The organism is Rhodococcus sp. B50 (assembly GCF_013602415.1).
Lineage (GTDB): Bacteria > Actinomycetota > Actinomycetes > Mycobacteriales > Mycobacteriaceae > Rhodococcus.
This window is the reverse complement of sequence record NZ_WPAG02000002.1, coordinates 319,476-345,288: the sequence shown is the minus strand read 5'-3', so window position 1 is coordinate 345,288 and position 25,813 is coordinate 319,476. Positions and strand designations below refer to the sequence as shown.

The 25,813-nt window shown below is 67.3% G+C and carries 20 protein-coding genes; 9 read left to right on the top strand and 11 right to left on the bottom strand.

The window, feature by feature from the left end:
- Positions 1 to 61: 61 nt before the first annotated feature.
- A complete protein-coding gene (gene glgX, locus GON09_RS01905) occupies positions 62 to 2,194 on the top strand; it encodes a glycogen debranching protein GlgX (protein ID WP_213930357.1) in 2,133 nt (710 codons plus the stop codon).
- A 27-nt stretch (positions 2,195 to 2,221) separates the two neighbouring features.
- Here the strand turns inward: glgX and GON09_RS01900 are convergent, their stop codons facing one another.
- The 3 genes from GON09_RS01900 to ctaD all read right to left on the bottom strand — a co-directional run bounded on the left by GON09_RS01900 (position 2,222) and on the right by ctaD (position 6,210).
- Entirely contained in the window at positions 2,222 to 3,031 is an 810-nt protein-coding gene (locus GON09_RS01900) for a peptidyl-tRNA hydrolase (RefSeq protein WP_213930356.1), read from the bottom strand.
- Between the two features lie 16 nt (positions 3,032 to 3,047).
- Complete coding sequence (gene serB, locus GON09_RS01895) at positions 3,048 to 4,277, bottom strand: phosphoserine phosphatase SerB (protein WP_026003575.1); 1,230 nt, start codon at positions 4,275 to 4,277, stop codon at positions 3,048 to 3,050.
- A 172-nt stretch (positions 4,278 to 4,449) separates the two neighbouring features.
- Positions 4,450 to 6,210: an aa3-type cytochrome oxidase subunit I gene (gene ctaD, locus GON09_RS01890; protein WP_213930355.1), complete on the bottom strand. Its 1,761-nt coding sequence runs from the start codon at positions 6,208 to 6,210 to the stop codon at positions 4,450 to 4,452.
- Between the two features lie 272 nt (positions 6,211 to 6,482).
- Between ctaD and GON09_RS01885 the strand changes: the two genes are divergently transcribed.
- From GON09_RS01885 to GON09_RS01875, 3 genes are read left to right on the top strand one after another with little or no spacing between them, the layout of a single operon-like run.
- On the top strand, positions 6,483 to 7,493 hold the full coding sequence (locus GON09_RS01885; RefSeq protein WP_213930354.1) for an ABC transporter substrate-binding protein: 1,011 nt from the start codon (positions 6,483 to 6,485) through the stop codon (positions 7,491 to 7,493).
- Positions 7,494 to 7,533: 40 nt separating this feature from the next.
- Positions 7,534 to 8,592: an iron-siderophore ABC transporter substrate-binding protein gene (locus tag GON09_RS01880; protein ID WP_374195268.1), complete on the top strand. Its 1,059-nt coding sequence runs from the start codon at positions 7,534 to 7,536 to the stop codon at positions 8,590 to 8,592.
- A 49-nt stretch (positions 8,593 to 8,641) separates the two neighbouring features.
- A complete protein-coding gene (locus tag GON09_RS01875; RefSeq protein ID WP_213930353.1) occupies positions 8,642 to 9,115 on the top strand; it encodes an NUDIX hydrolase in 474 nt (157 codons plus the stop codon).
- Here GON09_RS01875 and GON09_RS01870 read toward each other — a convergent pair.
- The 5 genes from GON09_RS01870 to GON09_RS01850 all read right to left on the bottom strand — a co-directional run bounded on the left by GON09_RS01870 (position 9,109) and on the right by GON09_RS01850 (position 16,595).
- The gene (locus tag GON09_RS01870; protein WP_374195267.1) at positions 9,109 to 12,384 is read right to left on the bottom strand and encodes an arabinosyltransferase domain-containing protein; all 3,276 of its coding nucleotides are present in this window, start codon (positions 12,382 to 12,384) and stop codon (positions 9,109 to 9,111) included. The genes GON09_RS01875 and GON09_RS01870 overlap by 7 nt on opposite strands.
- 120 nt (positions 12,385 to 12,504) lie before the next feature.
- Positions 12,505 to 13,506, bottom strand: a complete 1,002-nt coding sequence (gene nrdF, locus GON09_RS01865; protein WP_213930352.1) for a class 1b ribonucleoside-diphosphate reductase subunit beta — start codon at positions 13,504 to 13,506, stop codon at positions 12,505 to 12,507.
- Positions 13,507 to 13,556: 50 nt separating this feature from the next.
- Positions 13,557 to 15,638, bottom strand: coding sequence for a class 1b ribonucleoside-diphosphate reductase subunit alpha (gene nrdE / locus GON09_RS01860; RefSeq protein WP_244865706.1), 2,082 nt, complete (start codon positions 15,636 to 15,638; stop codon positions 13,557 to 13,559).
- Positions 15,639 to 15,805: 167 nt separating this feature from the next.
- Positions 15,806 to 16,258 carry a class Ib ribonucleoside-diphosphate reductase assembly flavoprotein NrdI gene (gene nrdI / locus GON09_RS01855; RefSeq protein WP_213930350.1) on the bottom strand — a complete coding sequence of 151 codons (453 nt, stop codon included), beginning with the start codon at positions 16,256 to 16,258 and terminating at the stop codon, positions 15,806 to 15,808.
- A gap of 106 nt (positions 16,259 to 16,364) precedes the next feature.
- Positions 16,365 to 16,595, bottom strand: coding sequence for a redoxin NrdH (locus GON09_RS01850; protein ID WP_016933773.1), 231 nt, complete (start codon positions 16,593 to 16,595; stop codon positions 16,365 to 16,367).
- Positions 16,596 to 16,988: 393 nt separating this feature from the next.
- Here GON09_RS01850 and GON09_RS01845 point away from each other — a divergent pair, with 393 nt between their 5' ends.
- The 5 genes from GON09_RS01845 to GON09_RS01825 are packed head-to-tail and all read left to right on the top strand — an operon-like array spanning position 16,989 to position 21,924.
- Positions 16,989 to 17,948, top strand: coding sequence for a glycoside hydrolase family 26 protein (locus GON09_RS01845; RefSeq protein WP_213930349.1), 960 nt, complete (start codon positions 16,989 to 16,991; stop codon positions 17,946 to 17,948).
- The gene (locus GON09_RS01840) at positions 17,945 to 19,183 is read left to right on the top strand and encodes a PP2C family protein-serine/threonine phosphatase (RefSeq protein WP_213930348.1); all 1,239 of its coding nucleotides are present in this window, start codon (positions 17,945 to 17,947) and stop codon (positions 19,181 to 19,183) included. Before GON09_RS01845 ends, GON09_RS01840 begins: the two co-directional genes overlap by 4 nt.
- Complete coding sequence (locus tag GON09_RS01835) at positions 19,180 to 21,135, top strand: glycosyltransferase family 2 protein (protein WP_213930347.1); 1,956 nt, start codon at positions 19,180 to 19,182, stop codon at positions 21,133 to 21,135. Before GON09_RS01840 ends, GON09_RS01835 begins: the two co-directional genes overlap by 4 nt.
- The gene (locus GON09_RS01830) at positions 21,132 to 21,467 is read left to right on the top strand and encodes an STAS domain-containing protein (protein WP_213930346.1); all 336 of its coding nucleotides are present in this window, start codon (positions 21,132 to 21,134) and stop codon (positions 21,465 to 21,467) included. The genes GON09_RS01835 and GON09_RS01830 overlap by 4 nt, the downstream gene beginning before the upstream one ends.
- Positions 21,457 to 21,924: an ATP-binding protein gene (locus GON09_RS01825; protein ID WP_213930345.1), complete on the top strand. Its 468-nt coding sequence runs from the start codon at positions 21,457 to 21,459 to the stop codon at positions 21,922 to 21,924. The genes GON09_RS01830 and GON09_RS01825 overlap by 11 nt, the downstream gene beginning before the upstream one ends.
- On the opposite strand, the gene GON09_RS01820 is transcribed toward GON09_RS01825, so the two are convergent.
- Genes GON09_RS01820 through GON09_RS01810 form a run of 3 tightly spaced genes read right to left on the bottom strand, consistent with a single transcriptional unit; the run spans position 21,904 to position 25,615 of the window.
- On the bottom strand, positions 21,904 to 24,027 hold the full coding sequence (locus GON09_RS01820) for a xanthine dehydrogenase family protein molybdopterin-binding subunit (RefSeq protein WP_213930344.1): 2,124 nt from the start codon (positions 24,025 to 24,027) through the stop codon (positions 21,904 to 21,906). The genes GON09_RS01825 and GON09_RS01820 overlap by 21 nt on opposite strands.
- Complete coding sequence (locus GON09_RS01815; RefSeq protein ID WP_213930343.1) at positions 24,024 to 25,025, bottom strand: FAD binding domain-containing protein; 1,002 nt, start codon at positions 25,023 to 25,025, stop codon at positions 24,024 to 24,026. The genes GON09_RS01820 and GON09_RS01815 overlap by 4 nt, the downstream gene beginning before the upstream one ends.
- Entirely contained in the window at positions 25,022 to 25,615 is a 594-nt protein-coding gene (locus GON09_RS01810) for a 2Fe-2S iron-sulfur cluster-binding protein (RefSeq protein ID WP_213930342.1), read from the bottom strand. The genes GON09_RS01815 and GON09_RS01810 overlap by 4 nt, the downstream gene beginning before the upstream one ends.
- Between the last annotated feature and the right edge of the window lie 198 nt (positions 25,616 to 25,813).

Here is a 25,813-nt window from a genome sequence, read left to right as displayed (position 1 = left end):
CCGAGCCCGAAACGCGGCAGGATCGGTTCCCGTGTCGTCCTCCGCATCCGAACCTGCCGTCGTGTCCAGCTCGGTCGCGCTCCCCGATCGGGCCGCCTTCCCACTCGGACCCACACCGGTGGAGGGTGGGACACGCTTCGCCGTCCACGCCCCGCACAGCGACCGTGTCCAGGTCTGCCTCGTCGACGACGACGGGGACGAGCATCGCGTCGACCTGCCGGACCGCACCTACGGGGTCTGGCACGGGGTCGTTCCCGACGTCGGTGCCGGGCAGCGCTACGGCTACCGCGCCTACGGGCCATGGCAACCTCAGTGGGGGCTGCGCACCAATCCACACAAGATCCTGCTCGATCCGTGGGCACGGCGGATCGTCGGGGACGTCGGCGACCCGGACCGCCTGATCCCCCACCAGGGCGACCCGTTCGGCCCGATGTCGACCGTCGACTCCCTCGGCCATACACCCCTGTCGGTGGTGACCCCCGTCCTGACACCGATGCACGACAAACCCCGGGTGCCGTGGGAGAACACCGTCGTCTACGAACTGCACGTCGGCTCGTACACGGCCCGCCATCCGCTCGTGCCGCCGGAACTGCGGGGCACCTATCTCGGACTCGCCCATCGGTCGGTGATCGACCATCTGGTGGGACTGGGGGTGACCACCGTCGAGCTGCTTCCCGTGCAGGCCTTCGTGACCGAACCGTCGGTCCGTGCGCGGGGGATGCGCAACCACTGGGGTTACTCGACCGCCTCGTACTTCGCGCCGCATCCCGCCTACGCCGTGACGCCGGGCAACGAGATCGCCGAGTTCCGCACGATGGTCGACGCCTTCCACAGCGCCGGGCTCGAGGTACTGCTCGACGTCGTCTACAACCACACGTGCGAAGCGTCGGTGGACGGCCCGAGCCTGTCCTGGCGCGGCCTCGACGCTCCCGGCTACTACCTGCTGGACACGCACGGGCGGGACGTGGATCTCACCGGCTGCGGCAACACCGTCGACGCGTCCTCACCGATCGTGGTGCGCATGGTGTGCGACAGCCTCCGGTACTGGGCGGACGTGATGGGCGTGGACGGGTTCCGCTTCGACCTCGCGAGTGCGCTCGCGCGCCCGCGCGGCGGGGCGTTCGATCCGCGGGCGGCACTGCTCACCGCGATCGTCACCGATCCCGTCCTCTGCGACGTCAAGCTCGTCGCGGAACCGTGGGACGCCACCGCGCACGGCTATCAGCTCGGGAACTTCGGAGCTCAGTGGGCGGAATGGAACGACCGGTACCGCGACACGGTGCGCCGCTACTGGGCCGGCCGTTCCGGTATCCGCGAGGTCGCGTCGCGGCTCACCGGTTCGGAGGACCTCTACGACAGGAACATCCGGCAACCGTGGATGTCGGTCAACTTCGTCACCGCCCACGACGGTTTCACCCTCGCCGATGCCGTGTCGTACGAGCGCAAGCACAACGACGAGAACGGTGAAGAGGGTCGCGACGGGTCGAACAACAACGAGTCGGTGAACCACGGTGTCGAAGGACCCACCGACGATCCCGATGTCCTCGCCGCCCGCGACCGTCACGTCCGGGCGATGCTGGCGACGCTTCTGTTGTCGACGGGCACCCCGATGCTGCTCGCCGGTGACGAGTTCGGCCACACGCAGCACGGCAACAACAACGCCTACTGCGTTCCCGAGGACGTCGCGGTCCGCGATGCGTGGCCGCTGGACTGGGACCACGCCGACCGTGCGCGAACGGATTACGTGCGCGAACTGCTCCGCCTGCGCAAGCGCGTCCCGGTACTGCGGCAGCGGCGCTTCTTCGACGGGCGTGCCCGGTCCGTGGGATATCCCGATCTGGTGTGGTTCGGCATCGAAGGGATCGAACTCGACGACGATGCCTGGCACGACGACAGCCGCCGCACGCTGCAGGGCTGGGTCGACGGCTCGCAACTCGGCACGGTGACCCGCACCGGCGTCACTCTCGAGGACAGCAGCGGTCTGTTCGTTCTGCATTCGGGAGGTGCCGCCACGGTCACCCTCGGGGGGCCGGAGTGGTATCGCGGCGACATCGTGTGCGTGTTCGATTCGAGCGCCCCCGACGGCAGACCCTCGGACACCTCACCGATGCGGGTAGGAAGTGCGTACCCGGTCGACGGTCCGACAGTGCTGATCTTCCGGATCACGGACGACGACGAGGTCGAGCACGGATGATCCACAGCGGCACGACGCCGGTGGAGGTCAGGCTCGTCCGCTGACCGTGCCCGGCACCGCGACGACCGTGATAGAGCCCGGCGCCACCTCGGTGAAGCCCGCATCGCGGACCGCGACGGCGGTGCCCGCTTCCACCCGGGCGAGCAGCTCGCGCCAGGTGACGTCGTCCGCGTCGCGAACGGCACACGGGAATCCCTCGGCCGCCCAGGCACGTGCGGTGTCGACGTCGAGTGCCCCCGCGAACAGCATCGCGGCGTGACCGACCTGCGCGGCCGCCTTGCCGACGGTCATCTCGAGGTCCTTCTGCACCCAGAAGACGGGCACGCCGTCCGCCGGTGGGGGCGGATCGTCATGGGGCAGGTCGGTGCCGCCGATCTGCAAGCGGGAGATGCGGGGGTCGAGCTCCCCCACGGGGCAGGGCACGAATGCGCGGGCTTGGGCACCGGCGTGGTCGACGGTGACCCCATCGACGTCCTGCGCGGCGCGCCAGTGCGCTCCGCGGGCGCGGCGGGCGACCTTCCTTATCCGGGCGTCGTTCCAGGCGAGGAAGGGTTCCCGCCACGGACCGGGTTCACCGTCCGGGCCGACGCCTACTCGCGGGTCGAAGCACAGTGTCACGGTGGCCGCCGCTGCGGCTTCGAGCACCGCGCTACGGGCGGGAGGATCGACCTTCGGGATGTGCAGCACGATCGGCATCGCCTGCACCTTCGCCGGATCGTCCGGGTCGAGCCGGTGCCCGTAGCCGCGGGAGAGCACGCCGTGGCGGTCGGCGAAACCCGGGTCCGACGCAGGGTCGAAGACCGGCTCGGGTGCCGTCTCCCCAGGCTCGGGGTGCACCGACTCTGGGTGCAGCTCAGACACTGCCGTCGATCGGGACGCGCCGCAGGGTTCCGTCGACGCGGTCGGCCGCTTCGATCTCGTCGCGCGTGACACCGAGGACGAACAGCACCGCATCGAGGTAGGGATACGACAGGGCGGTGTCGGCGACCTCGCGCAGAGCGGGCTTGGCGTTGAACGCCACACCCAGCCCCGCTGCCGCGAGCATGTCGATGTCGTTGGCGCCGTCCCCGACCGCGACGGTCTGTTCGACCGCCACGCCGGCCTCGTCGGCGAACTCTCGCAGGGCACGTGCCTTGGCGGCGCGGTCGACGATGTCGCCGACCACTCGCCCGGTGAGTGTGCCGTCGACGATCTCGAGCGTGTTGGCGCGGACGAAGTCCAGTTCGAGTTCGTGTGCGAGCGGGTCGATGACCTGACGGAAACCGCCCGAGACGACACCGCAGCGGAAGCCGAGGCGGCGCAACGTCCGGATCGTGGTGCGGGCACCGGGAGTGAGCTCGAGTTGCTCCGCGACCTCGTCGATGACGGTCGCGGGCAGACCGGCGAGCGTCGCGACGCGTTGCTCGAGGGACTGTGCGAAGTCGATCTCACCGCGCATGGCGGCTTCGGTGACCTCGCGGACCTTGTCCTCGACACCCGCGTGCGCGGCGAGCATCTCGATGACCTCACCCTGGATGAGGGTGGAGTCGACGTCGAAGACGATCAGACGCTTGGAACGACGGGCGAGGCCGCCACGCTCCACCGCGATGTCGACGTCGAGACCCGCCGCGAGTTCGACGAGAGCGTGCCGCAGAGCGGCGTCGGCCTCGGCGCCGGTGTCGGCGGCGGTGATCATCAGTTCGAGGCCGGTGAGCGGATAGTCAGCGATACCGCGGATCGAATCGATGTTCGCGCCCTGAGACGCGAGCGTGCGCCCCACCGACCGCAGCGCCCGGGCACTGACCGGGCTGCCCAGCACGACGACCGCGTGCGTCGAGACGGTGCGTGCACCGCGCTCGGCGCCGATCTGGACGTCGGCGTGCATGCCGATCGTGGCCATCGCGGACTCGACCTCGTCCTGCAATGCTTCGACATCGTTCGGGCAGACGAGGAGGACGCCGAGGGTGAGCCGCCCGCGGATCACGACCTGTTCCACATCGAGGAGGTCGACGTCGTGCCGCGTCAGCGCTGCGAAGAGCACCGAGGTCACGCCGGGATGGTCAGGTCCGGTCACGGTCACCAGCACCGTGCTGTCAGACGCCACTACGTCTCCGATCGCTTGTCTGTCGAGGTACGCGCGGACGCACGCGCGTACCGGCTCGCCTGTCCATTGTTGCAGGTCGAACCGTCCCTCCCGTTCGCGGGTCCGGACCCCCTCGAAAGGCCGAAGCCCCACCCGTGCACGGGTGGGGCTTCGGTCGATCGTCGATCTGCGCTCAGGCGCGCGGATGGTCGCCGGGGGTACGGTCGGCACCCTCGAGGACGTTGACGTTGTGCTTGTCGCTGCCCGGGCCGACGTGCGCCTCGGCGCGCATCCGCTCGACCATGTGCGGGTAGTGCAGCTCGAAGGCCGGGCGCTCCGAGCGGATCCGCGGCAGCTCGGTGAAGTTGTGCCGCGGCGGCGGGCAGCTGGTGGCCCATTCGAGCGAGTTGCCGTAGCCCCACGGGTCGTCGACCGTGACGACCTGGCCGTAGCGGTAGCTCTTGAAGACGTTCCACAGGAACGGCAGCGTGGAGGCACCGAGCACGAACGCACCGATGGTGGAGATCGTGTTCAGGGTGGTGAATCCGTCGGACGGCAGGTAGTCGGCGTAGCGACGCGGCATGCCCTCGTTACCGAGCCAGTGCTGCACCAGGAAGGTGGTGTGGAAGCCGATGAAGGTCAGCCAGAAGTGCCAGCGGCCGAGCTGCTCGTCGAGCATGCGTCCGGTCATCTTCGGGAACCAGAAGTAGATGCCGGCGTAGGTCGCGAACACGATGGTGCCGAAGAGCACGTAGTGGAAGTGCGCCACCACGAAGTACGAGTCGTGCAGGTGGAAGTCCAGCGGCGGGCTCGCGAGGATGACACCGGTCAGACCACCGAAGAGGAAGGTCACGATGAAGCCGACCGAGAACAGCATCGGCGATTCGAAGGTGATCTGGCCCTTCCACATCGTGCCGATCCAGTTGAAGAACTTCACACCGGTCGGCACGGCGATCAGGAAGGTCATGAACGAGAAGTACGGCAGCAGCACCGCGCCGGTGGCGTACATGTGGTGCGCCCACACCGCGATCGACAGCGCCGCGATGGCCATCGTGGCGTAGACCAGGCCGGTGTAACCGAAGATCGGCTTGCGCGAGAAGACCGGGAAGATCTCCGAGACGATGCCGAAGAACGGCAGCGCGATGACGTACACCTCGGGGTGACCGAAGAACCAGAACAGGTGCTGCCACAGGAGCACGCCGCCGGTGGCGGGGTCGTAGATGTGGCCACCGAGGTGACGGTCGACGAACAGGCCCATGAAGGCGGCGGTCAGCAGCGGGAACACGAGCAGGATCAGCAGGCTGGTGATCAGGATGTTCCAGGTGAAGATCGGCATCCGGAACATGGTCATGCCCGGTGCACGCATGCACACCACGGTGGTGATGAAGTTGACGGCACCGAGGATGGTGCCCAGACCCATCACGCCGAGGCCGAGGATCCAGAAGTCGGCACCGACACCCGGGGAGTGGATCTCACTGGTGAGCGGCGTGTAGGCCGTCCACCCGAAGTCCGCAGCGCCGCCGGGGGTGACGAAGCCGAGCATCACGATCGTCGCGCCGAACAGGTACAGCCAGTAGCTGAAGGCGTTCAACCGGGGGAAGGCGACGTCGGGAGCGCCGATCTGCAGCGGCAGGATGTAGTTCGCGAAGGCGAAGACGACCGGCGTCGCGTACATCAGCAGCATGATCGTGCCGTGCATGGTGAACAGCTGGTTGAACTGCTCGTTCGACAGGAACTGCAGGCCGGGGACCGCGAGCTCGGTGCGCATCAGCAGGGCCATCAGGCCGCCGATGAGGAAGAAGGCGAACGAGGTGACCATGTACATGATCCCCAACATCTTGGGATCTGTGGTCGTGATCATCTTGTGGATGAACGAACCCTTGGGTCCCTGCCGCGGCGGGTACGGCCTTGCTGCAGCTATCTCTGGGACTGGCTGGGGCGCTACGGCAGTCACTAATCCTCCTGAATGCGCGCTCGACCTCGGGCTGGAGGCGAACGGTCTCTGGCTTGCGCTCATCGAATCGTAGACCCTCCCCGAAACGGTCGCCCTCCGGGTCCTACTCACTGTCGTACTCGACCTGCGACGCTACCTGCAGCGGAGCCGACAACCACAATCGGCGCCTGTGCCACACCTCACAATCGGGCTCGGCGAGACGTCTTCACACCGTGCGCGAGCAGCACAGGTTAGGGTTCACTTCCCCCCCGCAGGACCACAGAAGGACGACAGTGTCTCCATTCCCCTCCCGACGCGCCCGGTTCGCCGCCACCCTGCTGACCGCCGGACTCCTCGTCGCCGGCTGCAGTTCGACCGACAGCTCCGAGGACTCCTCCGCCGCCACCGCAGCCGACGCGGCCACGGGCTTCCCCCGGACCGTCGAGCACTTCCGCGGTTCCACCACGATCGAGAGCGAGCCCACCCGCATCGTCGCGCTCGACACGAGTTACTCCGACGCCGTGCTGCTCCTCGAAGCACCTCTCGTGGGATACGTCGATTACCGCACCGAAGACTTCCCCGACTATCTCGGCGACTCGCGTGAGTACGCGACCGACGCCGTGTCGGTCGGGAAGACCGCGGACGTGAGCCTCGAACAGGTGGCCGCGCTCGAGCCGGATCTCATCCTCTCGGCGGAGGTGCGTGACGGAGAGAACTACGAAGAACTGTCGGCCATCGCCCCGACCGTCTTCTCCCAATCCACGGGACCGACGTGGAAGGACAACATCCGGCTCGTCGCGCAGGCTCTGGGTAAGGAGGACCTCGCCGAGCAGAAGATCTCCGAATACGAGGAACGCGCCGCGGCCATCGGTGCGGACATCAACGCGAAGGCCGGCGACCCCACCATCTCGATCGTCCGCTTCGCCGGCGAGCCGACGGCCCGGCTGTACCGCACCACCTCGTTCAGCGGCATCGTGCTCGAGGACGCCGGTCTCGCCCGGCCGGCGAGCCAGGGACCCGATCCCTCGGATCCGTCGAGCATCATGAACGCCGTCAGCCCCGAATTGATCACCGAGGCCGAGGCGGACGTCATCTTCGTCACCACCTACGACCTCGGCGACGGCAAGGCACAGGCGGCCGCCCAGCCGTTCGTGACCAACCCCCTGTGGCAGAACCTGCAGGGACGGAAGGTCGAGGTGGACGACAGCGTGTGGATGATGCCGGTGAGCATCCAGGGAGCCCACCGCATCCTCGACGACCTCGCGGACACCTTCGGAGTCGACCGCCACGACCCGATAGCCTGAGCCGTCCGATCCGAGCAGCGTCCTACAGGAGTGGTCCGACGTGATTTCCGTGCACCGGTCACGAGCAGTGCTCGTCGCAGCCGTCGCTGCAGTGACGACAGCCCTGGCCGGGTGCTCCACACCACCCGACGACGACGCATCCGAGATCGTGCGCACCACGACGCGCATCGCCGGGGCCTCGGTCGTGGGTATCGACCGGGACACGTCGACCGCGTGCCCACTCCCCTCCCCGCTCGATCCGGGACAGCCCACGAACGGCACCCGACCGGTCCTGCACACCGCAGGCCGGTCGGATGTGCCCGCCGACCCCCAGCGCATCGTCGTCCTCGACTCCGCGGCGCTCGACGCGGTGTGCGCCCTGGGACTGTGGGAGCGCGTCGTGGGAGCGAGCGCCGAAATCTCCGGGCGACCGGAATACCTCGGCACCGGGATCGGCGAGTTGCCGGCCGTGGGAGCTGCCGGCGCCCCGGACGTCGCGGCGATCGAGCGCGCGCAGCCGGACGTGATCCTCGGCTCCTCCGCCGATCCCGACGTCTACACCTCACTGAGCACGGTCGCACCCACCGTGCTGGTCGGGTCCGATCCGGTGTTCTGGAGAGACCAGTTCGTGCGCGTCGGTGAGGCGCTCGGGCGCACGGAGGCGGCCCGGCGCGTCCTCGACGACTACACCACGGCTGCCCGCGATCTGGGCCGTGAGCTGGCCTCGTCCCAGACCCAGGCGTCCATCGTCCGGTTCACGGCCGACGGTCCCAGGGTGGAGGGCTCCGCGTCGTTCGCGGGGCAGGTGCTCGGAGACGTGGGAGCGGCCCGTCCGCCGGCCCAGCGGTTCGCGGTGATCGACGGCCGGCCGTGGCAGGCCGTCGACGCGGAGGACCCGGCGGCCGCCGACGGCGATGTGATCTTCGTCCGCTTCGCCGGTGAGGACGGACTGGGGGCCGGCACCGAATACATGCAGACCGACGAGTGGCTCGATCTCGGGGCCGTTCGTGACGGCCGTCTGTTCTCCATGAGCGACGACGTGTGGTCGACCCCCGGACCGGTTGCCGCGCGGGCGATCCTCACCGACCTGACCTACACCCTCAACGGCTACTCCAACTGATCGCCGGCTCGTCCGGCGGCAGCACGCCTGCCGGTATAGAAACGAAGGCGTGCCGATACCCGATTTCGTCGTCCAGCTCCGCTCACACGTAGGAACTGCTCCCCTGTGGCTGCCGGGGGTGAGCGCGATCGTCACGGACGAGCACGATCGCGTCCTGCTCACCCGCCGCGCCGACAACGGCATGTGGGCGGTGGTGTCCGGCATCCTCGAACCCGGCGAGGAACCGGCGGTCGCCGCGGTCCGCGAGGTGCTCGAGGAGACGGGTATCACCGCCGAACTCGTGCGGCTGACGAGCGTCGACGTCACGGCGCCCATCACCTATCCCAACGGCGACGTCGCGCAGTACCTCGACGTGTGCTTCCTGTTGCGCGCCATCGGCGGGCACGCGCGTGTCGCCGACGACGAGAACCTCGAAGTGGCGTGGTTCGCGACGGACGAGCTCCCCGAACCGCTCACCGAGACGTCGCGCCTGCGGCTCGGGAAGGCCCTCGCCGGTCGTGCGGAGGCATGGTTCCGTCAGTAGGCGGTGTTGATCGGACCCGGACTCCACAGCCCGTTGCGCGTGACCGTGGTGGTGTCGAGTTCCGCGGTCTCCGTGGCCGAGTCGATCGGTGTGTACTGTTCGATCGCTCCCCAGTCGCGGTCCCAGTCGTGATCGAGATACGACGGGATCGTGCGGGCCCGCAGCAACTGGTCGGTCCAGCCGAGCGGACCACCACCGTGATGGTCCTGCCACAAATCGGTGGAGATGGCACCGATCCGGTCCGGCAGGATGCGGTATTCGGGAATCTCGGCAATGCCGTTGCGGTGCATCATCTGACGCTGGCACGGGAAGTTGAGTCCGACTGCCCAGTCCAGCAGGACCGGTGTGTCGCTCCCGACGACCTGCTGCAGCGTTCGCGTCTGCGGTACGCGCGGCGGGGTGAACGCCAGCCACTGTTCCGGCGCCAGATCGTTGTCCGAGGCGACGATCCGCACCGCGTCGGCCTCGCCGGGCAGCGTCTGCATCGGAACACGCAGATTCCTCCACGACGGCGCCGGACCGATGTCGATCGGCAACGCCCTTCCCAGCGCGGTGACGCTGCCATCCGCCGTGGTGGTTCCGTATTCGAGTTCGAGTCGCTGGCCGTAGGTTTCGGTGCCGTCGGCGTCGACCGAGAAGATCCGTCCGGCCGCAGCGATGGTGACTAGATCCCCGCGGGAGCCGTTCGCGTCCGGCTCGGGCAGCCGGAACCACGCGCTCGTGACGTCGCCGAGGGTCGAGCCGTGGCTACCCAGCACGGGGGTGGTCGCCGGGTCGAGACCGAACGGCAATGCGACGGTGCTGCCGTTGATCCCGACACTGCCGGTACCGCCGCCGGTGCCCCCGGTGCCACCGGTCGAGCCCTGGTCGTCATTCGTATCGACGGTGTTGGCGGTGCCCGCCGACGCCGAGTCGTCGTCCGGGGTGAGATCGAGAGCGACACCGCCCGGCGTGAATCCCTCCCCTCCCCCGGCGTCGAGGGAGGTCGCCGTGTCGGCCCCGATCGGAGCGAGTACCGAGGCGTTCGGATCCGTTTCGAGCAGCACGTCGTTCGCCAGCGCACACGAGTTGCCGGTGAGCGTGTCGAGATTGGATCGTGCCACCGAATAGCCCGGATACTGCGCGATCGCACCCTTGGCCAGTGACAGCACCTCGAACACCACCATCGCGGCGGCGGCGACGGTCAACGGTGGCACCGCCCACCAGCGGGACGGAGAGTCGGTGCGTCTCGAGGCGACGGGGTGGATGTGCCACCAAGCGGCGAGCAGCAAGGCGGCGACCGTCACGGCGAAGAAGACGGTCGAGAAACCGAATCCGGCGACCGACGGCGGCTTGTCCCACCACGGCACCCCGTAGCTCGAGACGTACCACCAGCCGTTGGGGCCGATGAACGACATGGTCACCACGAACGACACGGCCGCCGCGAACAGCGCCCGGTTGCGTCGCGAACGCAACACCGCGGGGCCGGTGGCCACGGCGGCGAGCATCGCCACCGCAGCCGCAAGGCCGGCGTAGATACCGAAGTGGTGGGTCCACTTCGTGGGCGCGAACATCATCAGCACCAGCGCACCGAGGGTGATGCCGACGATGCGCCGGGACGGGCCCTGCGCGGTGCCCGGGATGCGCCCACCGCGGCGCAGCATCGCCACGATCGCCACCACCAGGCACAGCACCAGGGTGAAGACCGCGAACCTGCGGGCCAGCGAGCCGTCCACGGTGATCTGCAACAGGTACTGATAGCGCAGGTACTCCTGGAACCACGGCACGTTCGGGCCGACTCCGTGCACGTGCTGCATCTCCAGTACCGCCGCGAGGGTCTGGTCGGAGAAGACCGGAACCAGGATCACCAGTCCGGCCGCGACCAGGGGAGCGAGAACCGGCAGCCATCCCAGGCTGAGCGCGCGTCGATGGAGGATGCGGGCGATCGGGCGGGCACCGGCGATCAGCGCGGCGAAACAGATGATGCCCGACGGTCCGGCGGTCACGGTGAGCGCGGCGATCAGAATCGCCGCCGCGGCCGGCAGCAGACGCCGGGTGGCGATCGCGCGTTCGACCGAACACCAGGTCAGCACGACACCGGTCGCGACGATCGGTTCCGGACGCAATCCGTTGTTCAGCGGCAGCCAGAACGCGAGAAACACCAGGGCCCCGGTCCACAACGGAAGTCGGTTGCGGCGTAGCGCCACGCCGAGACGCGGAGCGACCTCGCGGCTGAGCACCCACCAGCACAGGATCCCGGCGGTCAGGGCCGGTAGCCGCATCCAGATACTCGCCGTCGAGATCTGGGTCATCAAGGCGAGGACGTCGTAGAAGGGGGTGCCGAACGGCGCTTCGGGCACACCGAACCACCGGAAGTAGTTCGCCATGTACCCGGCGTCGCCCGCGGCACGGGCCATTCCGAGCTGGTAACCGTCGTCGGCGGTGTTCGCCCCGATCACGTGCCAGAGCAGCAGTGTTCCGACGACCAGCGCATCGATCCGGGTGAACGACCACCACGACGCCGGCAGCAGGCGGAGGTGACGACGGCCGTCGGCGCGGTCGAGCCGGGAGAGAGTCCACAACGCCGATGCCGTTGCCAGCACCGCGACGATCATCACGACGATCTTCAGCATCGTCGGAGACGTCGTGAATCGGGTGTCGACGGTCGCGGTGACCGAGACGCCGTCGAGCGCGGGACCGGGCAGGTCGGTGAAGATGCCGACCAGCTGGGGTCGCAGGTCGCGGTCGAAGGTCCGCTCCCCCGCCGCGGCGGTCGACCCGGTGATCGCGGCAACGGTACGCTCCGAGTTCGAGGACAGGGTGACCGCACAGTCCCCGGTCAGCTCGTCCACCGGCGCCGAGGAGAGCAGCGTGTTGCGCGAGATCACCTCGAACATCGCCCGCCCGTCGTCACCGGCCGGCCGGACGCGGGCGATCAGCCCGTAGCCCTCACGGTCGGGGGCACCTGCGGGAAGTGTGGAGAAGACGGTGCCGCCGTCCGGCAGCGCATCGCGCACGGAACGGCACTCGATCGTGGCCTCGAGATCGACCGGTGCGTAGGACACCAGCGGCGCCGAGATCCCGGCATTGCTCTCGCTCTGCGGCCAGTCGATGGTCGCAGTGGTCTGGGTCACGGGCAGGAACGGCATCGCGATCGACGCGACGATCCCCACGACGGCGGCGAGCACCGCCCACAGACGGATCCGCTGCTCCACCGCCCGCCCGCCGGACGGCGAGCGTTCCGATGTCACCGGCCGAGGCGAGCCCGACGCTTCTCTTGTCTCGGTCACGAGGAGCGATGCTATCGGTGACCGGCCGGGCCGCGAAAAACACGCGATCCCGTACCCGAGCGCTCCAGCGCCGGTGTACGGGATCGATGCGTTCGTAGACGGTGATGCACACCGTCTACGTCAGAAGTCCCAGTCGTCGTCTTCCGTGACGACGGCCTTGCCGATCACGTAGGAGCTGCCGGAGCCCGAGAAGAAGTCGTGGTTCTCGTCGGCGTTCGGCGACAGCGCCGACAGGATGGCCGGGTTGACGTCCGTCTCGTCCTTGGGGAACAGCGCCTCGTAGCCGAGATTCATCAGAGCCTTGTTCGCGTTGTAACGCAGGAACTTCTTGACGTCCTCGGTGAGCCCGACCTGGTCGTACAGGTCGGCCGTGTAGTGGGTCTCGTTGTCGTACAGCTCGAAGAGCAGTTCGAAGACCCAGTCCTTGAGCTCGTCGCGCTCGGCCTGCGTGATCGTCTCGAGGCCACGCTGGTACTTGTAGCCGATGTAGTAGCCGTGGACGGCCTCGTCGCGGATGATCAGGCGGATCATGTCGGCGGTGTTGGTGAGCTTCGCCCGCGACGACCAGTACATCGGCAGGTAGAAACCCGAATAGAACAGGAACGACTCGAGCAGCGTCGAGGCGGCCTTGCGCTTGAGCGGGTCGTCGCCCTTGTAGTAGTCGAGGATGATCTGCGCCTTGCGCTGCAGGTGCTCGTTCTCCTCCGACCAGCGGAAGGCGTCGTCGATCTGACGGCTCGAGCACAGCGTCGAGAAGATCTGCGAGTAGCTCTTCGCGTGCACCGACTCCATGAACGCGATGTTCGTCAGCACCGCTTCCTCGTGCGGGGTGATCGCGTCGGGGATGAGCGAGACCGCGCCGACCGTGCCCTGGATGGTGTCGAGCAGCGTCAGGCCCGTGAAGACCCGCATCGTCAATTCCTGCTCGTACTCGGTGAGCGTGCCCCACGACTGGATGTCGTTGGACACGGGCACCTTCTCCGGGAGCCAGAAGTTGCCGGTGAGCCGATCCCAGACCTCGGCGTCCTTGTCGTCGGGGACGCGGTTCCAGTTGATCGCGGACACGCGATCGATGAGTTTGACGCGCACGCCGTCGGCCGGCGAATGTGCTGATGCAGTCATCGGTTACCTACCTGAATTGTGTGCTGATGCAAGGACTGTCGTGGATCGGGTCACAGCATGCAGGAAACGCAACCCTCCACCTCGGTGCCCTCGAGCGCCATCTGCCGCAGGCGGATGTAGTACAGCGTCTTGATTCCCTTGCGCCACGCGTAGATCTGGGCCTTGTTCACGTCGCGGGTGGTGACGGTGTCCTTGAAGAACAGCGTCAGCGACAAGCCCTGGTCGACATGCTGCGTCGCGGCGGCGTAGGTGTCGATGATCTTCTCGTAACCGATCTCGTACGCGTCCTGGAAGTACTCGAGGTTCTCGTTCGTCATGTAGGGCGCCGGGTAGTAGACACGCCCGATCTTGCCCTCCTTGCGGATCTCGATCTTCGACGCGACCGGGTGGATCGAGCTCGTCGAGTGGTTGATGTACGAGATCGAACCGGTGGGCGGAACCGCCTGCAGGTTCTGGTTGTAGATGCCGTGCTTCTGCACCGACTCCTTCAGCTCGCGCCAGTCCTGCTGAGTGGGGATCTCGATGTTCGACCCGGCGAACAGCTGGCGGACCCGCTCGGTCGCCGGCTCCCACACCTGATCGGTGTACTTGTCGAAGAACTCACCCGAGGCGTACTTCGACTCCGGGAAGCCCTTGAAGTACGTACCGCGCTCGATCGCGATCTTGTTCGACGCGCGCAGGGCGTGGAACAGCACGGTGTAGAAGTAGATGTTCGTGAAGTCGACGCCTTCCTCGGACCCGTAGAAGATGTGCTCGCGGGCGAGGAAACCGTGCAGGTTCATCTGACCGAGGCCGATGGCATGGGATTCGTTGTTGCCACGCTCGATCGACGGAACGGACGAGATCGTCGTCTGGTCGGAGACCGCCGTCAAGCCGCGGATGGCCACCTCGATGGTCTGGGCGAAGTCGGGCGAGTCCATCGTCTTCGCGATGTTCAGCGAGCCGAGGTTGCACGAGATGTCCTTGCCCACATGGCTGTAGGACAGGTCGTCGTTGAACTCCGAGGGGGTCGAGACCTGCAGGATCTCCGAGCACAGGTTCGAGTGCGTGATCTTGCCGGCGATCGGGTTGGCCCGGTTCACCGTGTCCTCGAACATGACGTAGGGGTAGCCCGACTCGAACTGCAGCTCGGCGACGGTCTGGAAGAACTCGCGCGCCTTGATCTTCGACTTGCGGATGCGCTTGTCGTCGACCATCTCGTAGTACTTCTCGGTGACGTCGATGTCGGCGAAGGGCTTCCCGTAGACGCGCTCGACGTCGTACGGCGAGAACAGGTACATGTCCTCGTTCTTCTTCGCCAGTTCGAACGTGATGTCGGGGATGACGACGCCGAGCGAGAGGGTCTTGATGCGGATCTTCTCGTCGGCGTTCTCGCGCTTGGTGTCGAGGAAGCGGTAGATGTCGGGGTGGTGCGCGTGCAGGTAGACCGCGCCGGCACCCTGACGGGCCCCGAGCTGGTTGGCGTAGGAGAAGGAGTCCTCGAGCAGCTTCATGATCGGGATGACGCCGGAGGACTGGTTCTCGATCTTCTTGATGGGTGCGCCGTGCTCACGAATGTTGCTGAGCAGCAAGGCGACACCGCCACCGCGCTTGGACAGTTGCAGCGCGGAGTTGATGGAGCGGCCGATCGACTCCATGTTGTCCTCGATACGGAGCAGGAAGCACGAGACGGGTTCGCCGCGCTGCTTCTTGCCCGAGTTGAGGAAGGTCGGGGTGGCCGGCTGGAAGCGGCCGGAGATGATCTCGTCGACGAGGTGCCGGGCGAGGATCTCGTCGCCGTCGGCGAGGGTCAGGGCGACCATGCACACCCGGTCCTCGAACCGCTCGAGGTAACGCTTGCCGTCGAACGTCTTGAGGGTGTACGAGGTGTAGTACTTGAACGCACCGAGGAAGGTCGGGAACCGGAACTTCTTCGAATACGCATGGTCGAACAGCGATTTGACGAACGAACGCGAGTACTTGTCGAGCACCTCGGGCTCGTAGTAGTTCTCCTCGACGAGGTAGTCGAGCTTCTCGTCGAGGTTGTGGAAGAAGACGGTGTTCTGGTTGACGTGCTGCAGGAAGTACTGGCGAGCGGCGGCCACATCCTTGTCGAACTGGATCTCGCCGTTGGGGCCGTACAGATTCAACATCGCGTTGAGCGCGTGGTAGTCGAGATCCTTGATCGAATCGTCGAGGTGTGCGCTCGTGGCGGGAGCGGGATCGGTAATGGTCACAGTGCTGTCCCCACTTGTCGGAGTTAGGAAACGGCCGCGCAGTCACGTCCGCGACGCGCGTCGAATACGGATACGGATGTGGCTCAGGCGTTCTGGAGAACGGACTCCCAGAATCGGGCGAGACCGTCGCGGACACGCTCCACGTCGTCGGTCGTGCCCATCAACTCGAATCGGTACAGATACGGCACCTTGCACTTGCGCGCGACGATGTCGCCCGCGAAACAGTACGAGTCGCCGAAGTTGGTGTTACCCGCCGCGATGACACCGCGGATCAGGCTCCGATTGTGCTCGTTGTTGAGGAACCGGATGACCTGTTTGGGAACGTAGCGGGTATCGCGACCGGTGGCGGTCGTCCCGCCACCGTAGGTCGGCACGATCAACACGTACGGTTCGTGGACCTCGAAATTTCCCTCCCGATCGTGCAGTGGGATCCGGCTGGCCGGAATCCCGAGCTTCTGCACGAATCGGTGGGTGTTCTCGGATGTACTCGAGAAGTACACCAGCGACGTTCCCTGGATCGACACCAGCGAAGCCATCGGTAGTCACCACTCTTCATTCGATTGCGAAGACCGGCCCGGGCGGACACGGCACATTTCCGCCCGGAGACGACGACGATCGGGCCGCTGCGAACGCGGCCCGGACTCAGGCAGCGACCGTGAGAGCCTTGATGCGATCGGGGCGGAAGCCCGACCAGTGGTCGTCGCCGGCGACGACGACGGGCGCCTGGAGGTAACCCAGCGCCATGACGTAGTCGCGGGCCTCGGGGCTCTCACTGATGTCGACGACGTCGTACTCGATGCCGGCCTTGTCGAGGGCACGGTAGGTGGCGGTGCACTGGACGCAGGCAGGCTTGGTGTAGACGGTGATGTTCATGAATGCCCCTTTTCCGACGGCCGTGGGCGGCCTGACGACTGACTGCTGTGCGTTACCCGGAAACCCACGAATCCGTCCGATCCCGCTTCCCCGAGAGATCGTCGGCACTTGTGGCCTTCCAGCGGTCTAGACACTACACCTTGTGCCCACCGGATACACAGAACCCAGGATGTTGTGACTTACAAAGGTGATATTCCCAGGTCGTCACCCTCCCTCCACGGCGTTTCGGGTGTGTCGCGGCGTGTCGCCGCAGAGCGCCCGAGAGAGACCTCGAGCACAAGTGTGGCGGGTGCCACCGACAACTTCGGGTCGTCACCGTGGGGACCTCTCAGGACAGCCTGCGCAAGGGGCCGCGGGCGGGAAGAATGGCTCCTCGTGCTCCCGGTTCGTGCGATGGCCGCCATCCTGCTGGCACTGTCTCTGTGCACCGCCTGCGACTCGCGCCGCGCGTGCGAACCGATCGTCGCCCCGCTCGACGAGACGAGCACCGCGTGCCCCCGCTTCGGCATCAGCACCCCCGGTGGCCCGGTGGCCGTCGACGAGTACCGCGCGGTCACCGAGGCCGTCGGCACCGCCCCGGGCGCGGTGCTGTGGTTCGTCGATTTCCGCTCACCTCCGCCCATCGGGGCCCTCGACATCGTCCGCGCGTCGGGTGCCGACCCGATCGTGACGTGGGAGCCCTGGATACAGCGCGGCGACGGCACGTACGACCGGACCTCTGTGACGATGAGCGACATCGCCGCCGGCGTGCACGACGACTACCTCTATCGCTGGGCGGACGAACTCACCGCGTGGGGCGGCACCGTCTTCCTGCGGTTCGCGCACGAGCCGAACGGGGACTGGTACCCCTGGGGTCCCGGCGGTGGAACCTCACCGGAGACGTATGTCGCGGCGTGGCGGCACGTGCACGAATTGTTCGCGTCCAAGGGGGCGGACAACGTGCACTGGATCTGGACGGTCAACGTCCCGCACGAGGGCAGCAGCGCCGTCGCTCCCCTGTATCCGGGTGACGACTACGTCGACGTCCTCGGGATCGACGGTTACAACTGGGGCACCACCCGACCGTGGAGTCGCTGGCAGTCCCCCGAGGAGTTGTTCGGTCCGACCTTCGACGAACTCGGCCGGCTCGCTCCGGGGCGTCCCCTCGCTGTCACCGAGGTCGCGAGTGCGGAGTCCGGTGGATCCAAGCCGGACTGGATCCGGGATCTGGTGGGTTACTTGGACAGTCATCCCGCGGTCACGACCTTCGTGTGGTTCCATCACAACAAGGAAACCGACTGGCGCCTGACCAGCACGGCCGAGTCCGCGGCGGCCCTGGGCGACGCTCTGCACAGGAGATACACCGCACGATGACACCCGAGGCGTCGCTGCTCCCCGAGCATCTCGAGGACGAACGCATGCGTGATGTGGAACGGCTCGAACTGCTCGACACTCCACGCGAAGAGCGATTCGACAAGATCACCCGCATGGCGTGCCGCGTGTTCGGCGTCCCGATGGCCTCGCTCTCGCTGATGGACCACGACCGGCAGTGGTTCAAATCGATCCTCGGACTGGAGCTCTCCGACGTTCCGCGCGAAAGGACGGTGTGCCGCACCACCATCGCTCGAGCCTACGAACAACCGGAAGACCCTGCACTCGTCATCCCCGATGCCGCGTCCGACCCGGCATTCATGGATATCCCCGGCATCGGTGGTGCAGGTGGAATCCGGTTCTACGCCGGCTATCCGCTGTTCGGCCCCACCGGACACCCCGTGGGCACCTTCTGCATCTACGACACCGAGGAGAGAAACCTCGACCCGGATCAGCTCGACACGTTCGCGGAGCTGGCCGAGTGGGCTCAACGCGAGCTCGATCGTTCCGACGAACTCGACCGGGCCGCCGAGATCCAGAACCAGCTCCTCCCCCGGCCGCTACCGGATCTTCCCGGTTACGAGATCGCCACGACGTGCCTGCCCGCCTTCATGGTGGGCGGCGACTTCTACGACCACTATCGGCTCCGCGAGGGTCTGGTGATCACCGTCGCCGACGTCATGGGCAAGGGGCTCGGCGCCGCGATCCTGTCCTCGGCCGTGCGCTCCTCGCTGCGCGGGGTAGGTCGGGTGCTCGATCGGTTCGGGCGCCGTCCCGTCAGCGTCCTCGACACCGGGATGGTTCTGACCCTCGGTGCCGAACATCTCGCCGACGACTTCGAGCACACCGGGACATTCGTCACGTCCTTCGTCGCCGCGGTCGAGTTCTCCACGGGACAGGTCGACTACGCCGACGCCGGGCACGGTCTGGCTGCGATCCGTCGCGCCGACGGTGAGGTCGAACCGCTCCACGGCGGCGGTCCTCCGCTCGGAATCTTCCCGGCGACCACCTGGACGTCCGAGACTGCGCAGCTCGATCCGGGCGACATGCTCGTGGTCTGCTCGGACGGCCTGCTCGACCTGCTCGACGAACAGAGCGACCCGGCGGCCCTGTGTCGTTTCGTGGCCGCTCACACCACCCCGGAGGCCCTGGTGGCCGCTGCACGAGCCCTGACGGAGAGCGATCCGCCGCTCGACGACGTCACCGTGGTCGCGGTACGACGAAGGGTGGCGCCGTGAACGCGGTCACGAAGGCGGGCTACCCGTCCCCGTTCCTGCGCGTACTCATCGTCCTCACCGTGATCGTCGGGCTGAACTACATCGTCTGGCGCTGGCTGTTCTCCGTGAACTGGGATGCGTGGTGGATCGCGGTCCCGCTCGTTCTCGCCGAGACGTACAGCCTGATCGACTCACTGCTGTTCGCGTTGACGATGTGGCGGTTGAGGAGACGTCCCGAGCCGCCCGTCGCCCCCGCCGGTATGACGGTCGACGTCTTCATCACCACCTACAACGAACCCGTGGATCTGGTGTTGCGCACGGCAGCAGCCGCGCAACGCATACGCTATCCGCACCGCACGTGGATCCTCGACGATGGAGCCCGGCCCGAACTCGCCGCGGCCGCAGCCGAACTCGGCGTCGATTACATGACGCGGTCGGCGAGCTGGACGAACAAGCCCCGTCATGCCAAGGCCGGCAATCTCATCAACGCCCTGCTGCACTCCGACGGCGAGTTCCTTTTGATCCTCGACGCCGACCAGGTACCCGAACCCGAGATCCTCGACCGCACACTCGGATACTTCACCGACGACAGCATGGCCCTGGTCCAGACCCCGCAGTACTTCACCAATGTCCCCGACTCCGATCCGCTCGGCAGTCAGGCCCCGTTGTTCTACGGCCCGATCCAGCAGGGCAAGGACGGCTGGAACGCGGCCTTCTTCTGCGGGTCCAACGCGATCCTGCGACGTGAAGCACTCATGCAGCTCGGCATCGCCGGCTATGTCCAGGCCGTCGAGGACGGTGTGGAACGCACCCTGCGCACCGCGGGAAGGGTGGTCGACCGGGCACGCCGGAAAGTGCCCGCCGACCAGCCGGACGTGGCCGCGGCACTCGACTCGGTGCGCCGGGCCGTGCGCACCGCACGTGGCGAACTCCGGACCGATGCGGCACTCGCCGACGTCACCTTCCGCTTCCAGCAGACGGTCGACGCCGCCGCACGCAGCATCGTCGACGCCGACTTCGGCAGCATCCGAGCCGATCTCGAGGAGATCGCAGCGCTCGACGCACACGGCTCCGACGCCCTCACGATCGACGACACCGTCCTCGAACGGCTCGCCGACCGCGAGTGGTCACCGCTCGGCGCGCTCGAATCCATCCGCGCGATGATCCGCGCGGTCGACGTCGACCGCGCGGAGGAGGCCGAGCCGATGCTCGCGTTGGCCACCATCTCCGTGACCGAGGACATGGCCACCTCGATGCGTCTGCACGGCGCCGGCTGGAAGTCCGTCTACCACCACGAGATCCTCGCGTACGGGCTGGCCCCGGAGGATCCGAAGACGATGGTCACCCAGCGACTTCGCTGGGCGCAGGGCACGATCCAGGTGATGCTGCGGGAGAACCCACTCGTCCAGAAGGGCATGACCGTCGCGCAGCGCCTGATGTACTGGTCGACGATGTGGAGTTATCTCTCCGGCTTCGCCGCGCTCGCCTATTTCGCGGCGCCGGTGATCTATCTCGTCTTCGGGATCCTGCCGGTCGAGGCGTACAGCCTCGACTTCTTCTCGCGACTCGTCCCATTCCTGATCCTGAGTCAGTTGCTGTTCTTCATCGTGGGCCGTGGGACGCCGACCTGGCGTGGCCAGCAGTACAGCCTCGCCTTGTTCCCGGTGTGGATCAGAGCGTGCTGGACCGCCTTCCTCAACGTCTATTTCGACAAGCCGCTGGACTTCGCGGTCACTCCGAAGACACGCCAAGGGGGTGAGGGTGTCCCGTGGTATCTGTTCCGGCAGCAGCTGCTCGTCATGGCGCTACTGGTGATCGCAGCGATCACCGGCACCGTGCGGCTGTTCCTCGGCGATATCTCGGTGCTGGGAGTCACCGCGAACCTCGTCTGGGTCGTGTTCGACCTGTTCATTCTCTCGGTAGTGATCCAGGCAGCTCGCTACCGTGGACCCGAAAGCGAAGGAGATCGATGAGCCACTACGAAACCCGCCAGGTGGGAACGAGCACGGTCGTGCAGCCCACGGGCCGCCTGAACATGGTTGCGGCACCGCGCCTTCGTGAGCAGCTACGTGGTCTCGTCGAGAACGGATCCAGCCGACTCGTGGTGGACCTCAGCCGGACCGACTTCATCGACTCCTCCGGTCTCGGCGCACTGGTCTCCGGGTTGAAGGCCGCCCGTCAGGCGGGCGGCGACCTGCGGATCGCCGCACCGACCGCCCAGGTGCAGAGCGTTCTCGCGCTCACCCGGCTCGACCGGGTGCTGACGACACACGATTCCGCGGACGCGGCTTTCGATGGCGACTGACCGGCCGCCCGAAGCACAACCCGCCGAGCGCCCTTCGAGACGGTGGGAGCTGTCCGCCACCACGAGTGAAGGCACCCTCGACCGGATCATGGACCTGGCCGCCGAGATGTTCGCCGCCGAGGAGCTCGACGACTCGGATCGCATGCAGTTCGAGATCGCGGTCGCCGAGATCGGCGCGAACATCATCGAGCATGCCGGCCGGGGAGACGCGGTCTCGGTCGCGCTCACCCTGGAACTCCACCCCGATCGCCTCGAGGCCGTGTTCGTCGACGACGGCGCCCCGGCCCGGGTCGATCTGCGTTCGGTCGAACTCCCCGACGCACTCGCCGAGCGCGGTCGAGGGCTCGCCATCGCCCTCGCCGCGCTCGACGAACTGCGTTACCGCCGTCAGGCGGGCATCAATCGCTGGACACTCGTCTGTTATCGGTCCGACGGGTCAGGGCAAGCCGACCAGTAGGTCGTCGAGCCGGGCCGGCAGGTGCCGCACCCGCACCCCGGTCGCGTGCCACAGGGCGTTCACGACCGCGGCGGCGCTGCCGACGATCCCGATCTCACCGATCCCCCGCGAGCCCATCGGCGTGGCGTGCAGATCCTCGTCGTCGAGCCAATCCGCTTCGATCCCACGGATGTCCGCGTGGGTCGGCACGTGGTATTCGGACAGATCGTGGTTGACGACGTGCCCGAAGCGCGCGTCGCGGATGCTCTCCTCGAACAGGGCCATCGAGATCCCGAACGACATCCCTCCGATGAACTGCGAGCGTGCCGTCCGCGGATTGATGACCCGTCCCACGGAGAACAGACCGAACATCCGGGGCACCCGGATCTCCCCGGTGTCGGCGTCGACGTGTACTTCGGCGAAGTGCGCGCCGAAGGACTGCGCGGTGTAGTGCTCCAGTTCGCGGTTCTCGGCTGCGGTCGCGGACAGCTCGGCACCCACCGGCGGGTCGTCGCCGAATCGCTTGCCGAATTGCTCTGCGGCCGTGACGATCGCGGTACCCCAGGACGAGGTACCCGACGAACCACCGGCCACGGTACCGTTGGGTAGTGCGCTGTCGCCGATCTCGAGGTCCACGTCCTCGGGTCGACGTCCGAGGGCGTCGGCGGCGATGAGCGTCAGGGCCGTCCACGCACCGGTGCCGAGGTCGGTCGCTCCGATGCGGACGGAGTAGCGGCCCTCCCCGAGATGCCGGATGTGTGCCTCCGAACCGGGATTGACCATGTGCGGATAGGTCGCGACCGCCACACCGGTACCGATGAGCGTGTTGCCCTGCCGGCGGGTGCCGGGTTCGCGATCGGACGGGTCCCATCCGAATCGCTGTGCGCCCTCGCGGAGGCATTCGACGAGACGCCGTGAGGACCACGGCTTTCCCGTCTCCGGATCGGCCTCGGGTTCGTTGCGGATGCGCAGTTCGATCGGGTCGATGCCGAGTTCGGCGGCGAGTTCGTCCATCGCCACTTCACCCGCGAACATGCCGGGGGCCTCGCCGGGAGCGCGCATCCAGAAGGGCGCCGGAACGTCGAGTGTAATCGCGCGGTGGGACGTGCGGGCGTTGTCGACGTCGTAGAGATTGCGCAACGGCACCGCCGCCTGTTCGACGAACTCGGTGACCCGGGACGACTGTGCGAACACCTCGTGCACGAGACCGGTGACCCTGCCGTCGCGGTCGGCCGCGAGCCGGACCCGCGAGGCCGTCGGGGACCGGTAGCCGACGTAAGCGAACATGTCGGGTCGGGAGACCGCGAACTTGACCGGCCTTCCGGGGAGGGACCGCGCCGCCAGTCCGCCGAGCACATCGTGCGCGTGGGGGCCACCCTTCGAGCCGAATCCCCCGCCGATGTACGGACACACCACCCGCATCCGATCCGGGTCCAGACCGAAGACCGGGGCGAGGGTCTCGACAACACCGTGCGGATGCTGCGTCGAGGTGTACAGCGTCAGGGCGTACTCGTCGTCCGCACCGTTCGACGGAACCACGTCGTTCCTCCACACCGCGACGACGGTGTGCGGTTCGAGCGGGTTGTTGTGCTCCTCCGGTGTGGAATACCACTGGTCGATCACCGTGTCGGCACGGGTGAATGCGGCGTCGACATCACCTCGCTCGGAATCGGTCTCGTAGCCGCCGTTGACCGTCTCGGGCGTGTAGGCATCGGGATGGTCGGCGCGGAAGAGTGCATCGTGTGGTTCCTCGCTGTATTCGACCTCCAGCAGGAAGCACGCCTCCCGGGCGATTTCGAAGCTCTCCGCGACGACCGCTCCGATGATCTGCCCCCGGTACAGCACGTCGGGTGTCTGCAGGACGGAGTACTCACCTTCGGCCTCGTCGGTAAGTCTCGGGGCGTTCCAAGGTGTGAGCACCTTCAGCACCCCGGGTACCGCTTCGGCGGCGGATGTGTCGATCCGCTCGACCCGCCCCCGGGCGATGGTGGAGGTGAGCGGCACGAGGAAGACGGGATCGTCGACCGGGTGCTCGTAGGCGTACGGCGCCGTCCCGGCGACCTTCGCCGGTCCGTCGATTCGCGCGGTGGAGCGTCCGCCCGCTCGGATCGGCTCGGGGCTCATGCGGATTCACCTCGTTCCCGTCGTTCGTCGAGTTCGCGCAGGGTCGCCACCACGGTTCGGCGCAGCAGCGGGATCTTGTAGGCGTTGCCGTCGAGGGGGCTCGCCTGGGCGAGTTCCGCCTCGGCCGCGGCGGCGAAGACGTCGTCGGAGGGGTGCTGCCCGAGAAGTGCGGCTTCCGCCCGATGCGCCCGCCACGGGCGGTGTGCCACCCCTCCGAACGCGAGGCGACATCCGGTGATCGTCCCGTCCGCGACGGTCATCTCGGCCGCGACCGAGACCAGCGCGAAGGCGTAGGACGCCCGGTCGCGCACCTTGCGATAGGTGGACAGCGAACTCTGCGATGCCGGGATCCGCACACCGACGACGAGGTCGTCGCGTTCGAGCACGGTGTCGCGCTCGGGAGTGTCGCCGGGAAGCCGGTAGAAGTCCTCCACCGCGATCGCACGTTCACCGCCCGGGCCGAGGACGAGGACTTCGGCATCGAGCGCGAGCAGCGCGACCGCCATGTCGGACGGGTGGGTGGCCACGCACTGCTCCGACGCACCGAGTATCGCGTGGTAACGGGTGTATCCGCCGATCGCGGAGCAACCGGTGCCGGGTTCGCGCTTGTTGCAGGGGGTGGTCACATCCCGGAAGTACGAGCAGCGCGTGCGCTGGAGCAGGTTGCCACCGGTGGTCGCGGTGTTCCGGAGTTGGGGCGAGGCACCGGACAGCAATGCACGCGACAGCATCGGGTAGTTGCGCCGCACGAACGGATGGGCGGCGAGGTCGCTGTTTCGGACGTTGGCGCCCACTCGGATTCCTCCGTCCGCCGCCTCCTCGACGATGTCGAGAGGCAGATGCGAGACGTCGACGAGGAGATCGGGGGCCGCGACGCCGAGTTTGAGGTGGTCGACCAGATTCGTTCCGCCCGCGAGGAAGACCGCGCCCGGGGTCTCGTGTACGACGGCGACCGCAGCGGCGGGATCGGCCGGTCTCTCGTAACGCAGGGAGCTCATCGCGCCTCCTCCGTATCGACCCGGCTGTCGCCGTCGACGATCCGGCTGTCGCTGCTCGCGACGGTGCGGATCGCCGCGACGATGTTGGGATAGGCGGCGCAGCGGCACAGATTTCCGCTCATGCGTTCCCGGATCTCGTCGTCGTCGAGTTCCGGCGCGTGTTCGAGGTCCGCCGTGACGTGGCTCGGTGCCCCGTCGGCGAATTCGTCGAGCATCCCGACAGCGGAGCAGATCTGGCCGGGAGTGCAGTAGCCGCACTGGAAGGCGTCGTCCTCGATGAACCGCGCCTGGAGCGGGTGCAGTTCGCCGTCGGCGAGTCCGGCGGCGGTGACGATCTCGGCGCCGCCGTGCGAGACGGCGAGGGAAAGGCACGAGAGGGTGCGGCGGCCGTCGATCAGCACGGTGCACGCTCCGCACTGACCGAGATCGCATCCCTTCTTCGGGGAGGTGATCCCGAGGCGGTCGCGCAGCGCGTCGAGCACGGTGGTGCGGACGTCGATCGGGACGCGATGCTCCACCCCGTCGACGTGGAGAACTATGTCGAGATCGGGTCGGTGGCCGGGATCGGTCCTCGTGTCCCCGGTTGTCATGGGCAAACCTCCGAACGGTGGGCTGTGTCCGGGGCATTCCCGCTGCAGGCCGTATCGAACCGTCGAGAGCGCGACGAGCCGAACTTCCGGCGATGCGACGGACGCGCAGAGACGCGGACACCCGCGGTGCCGGAGACCTCGGGAGTCTCCGGCACCGCGGGTGTCGGGGCCGGTCGGTCCGCCGGAGGACGGACGCTC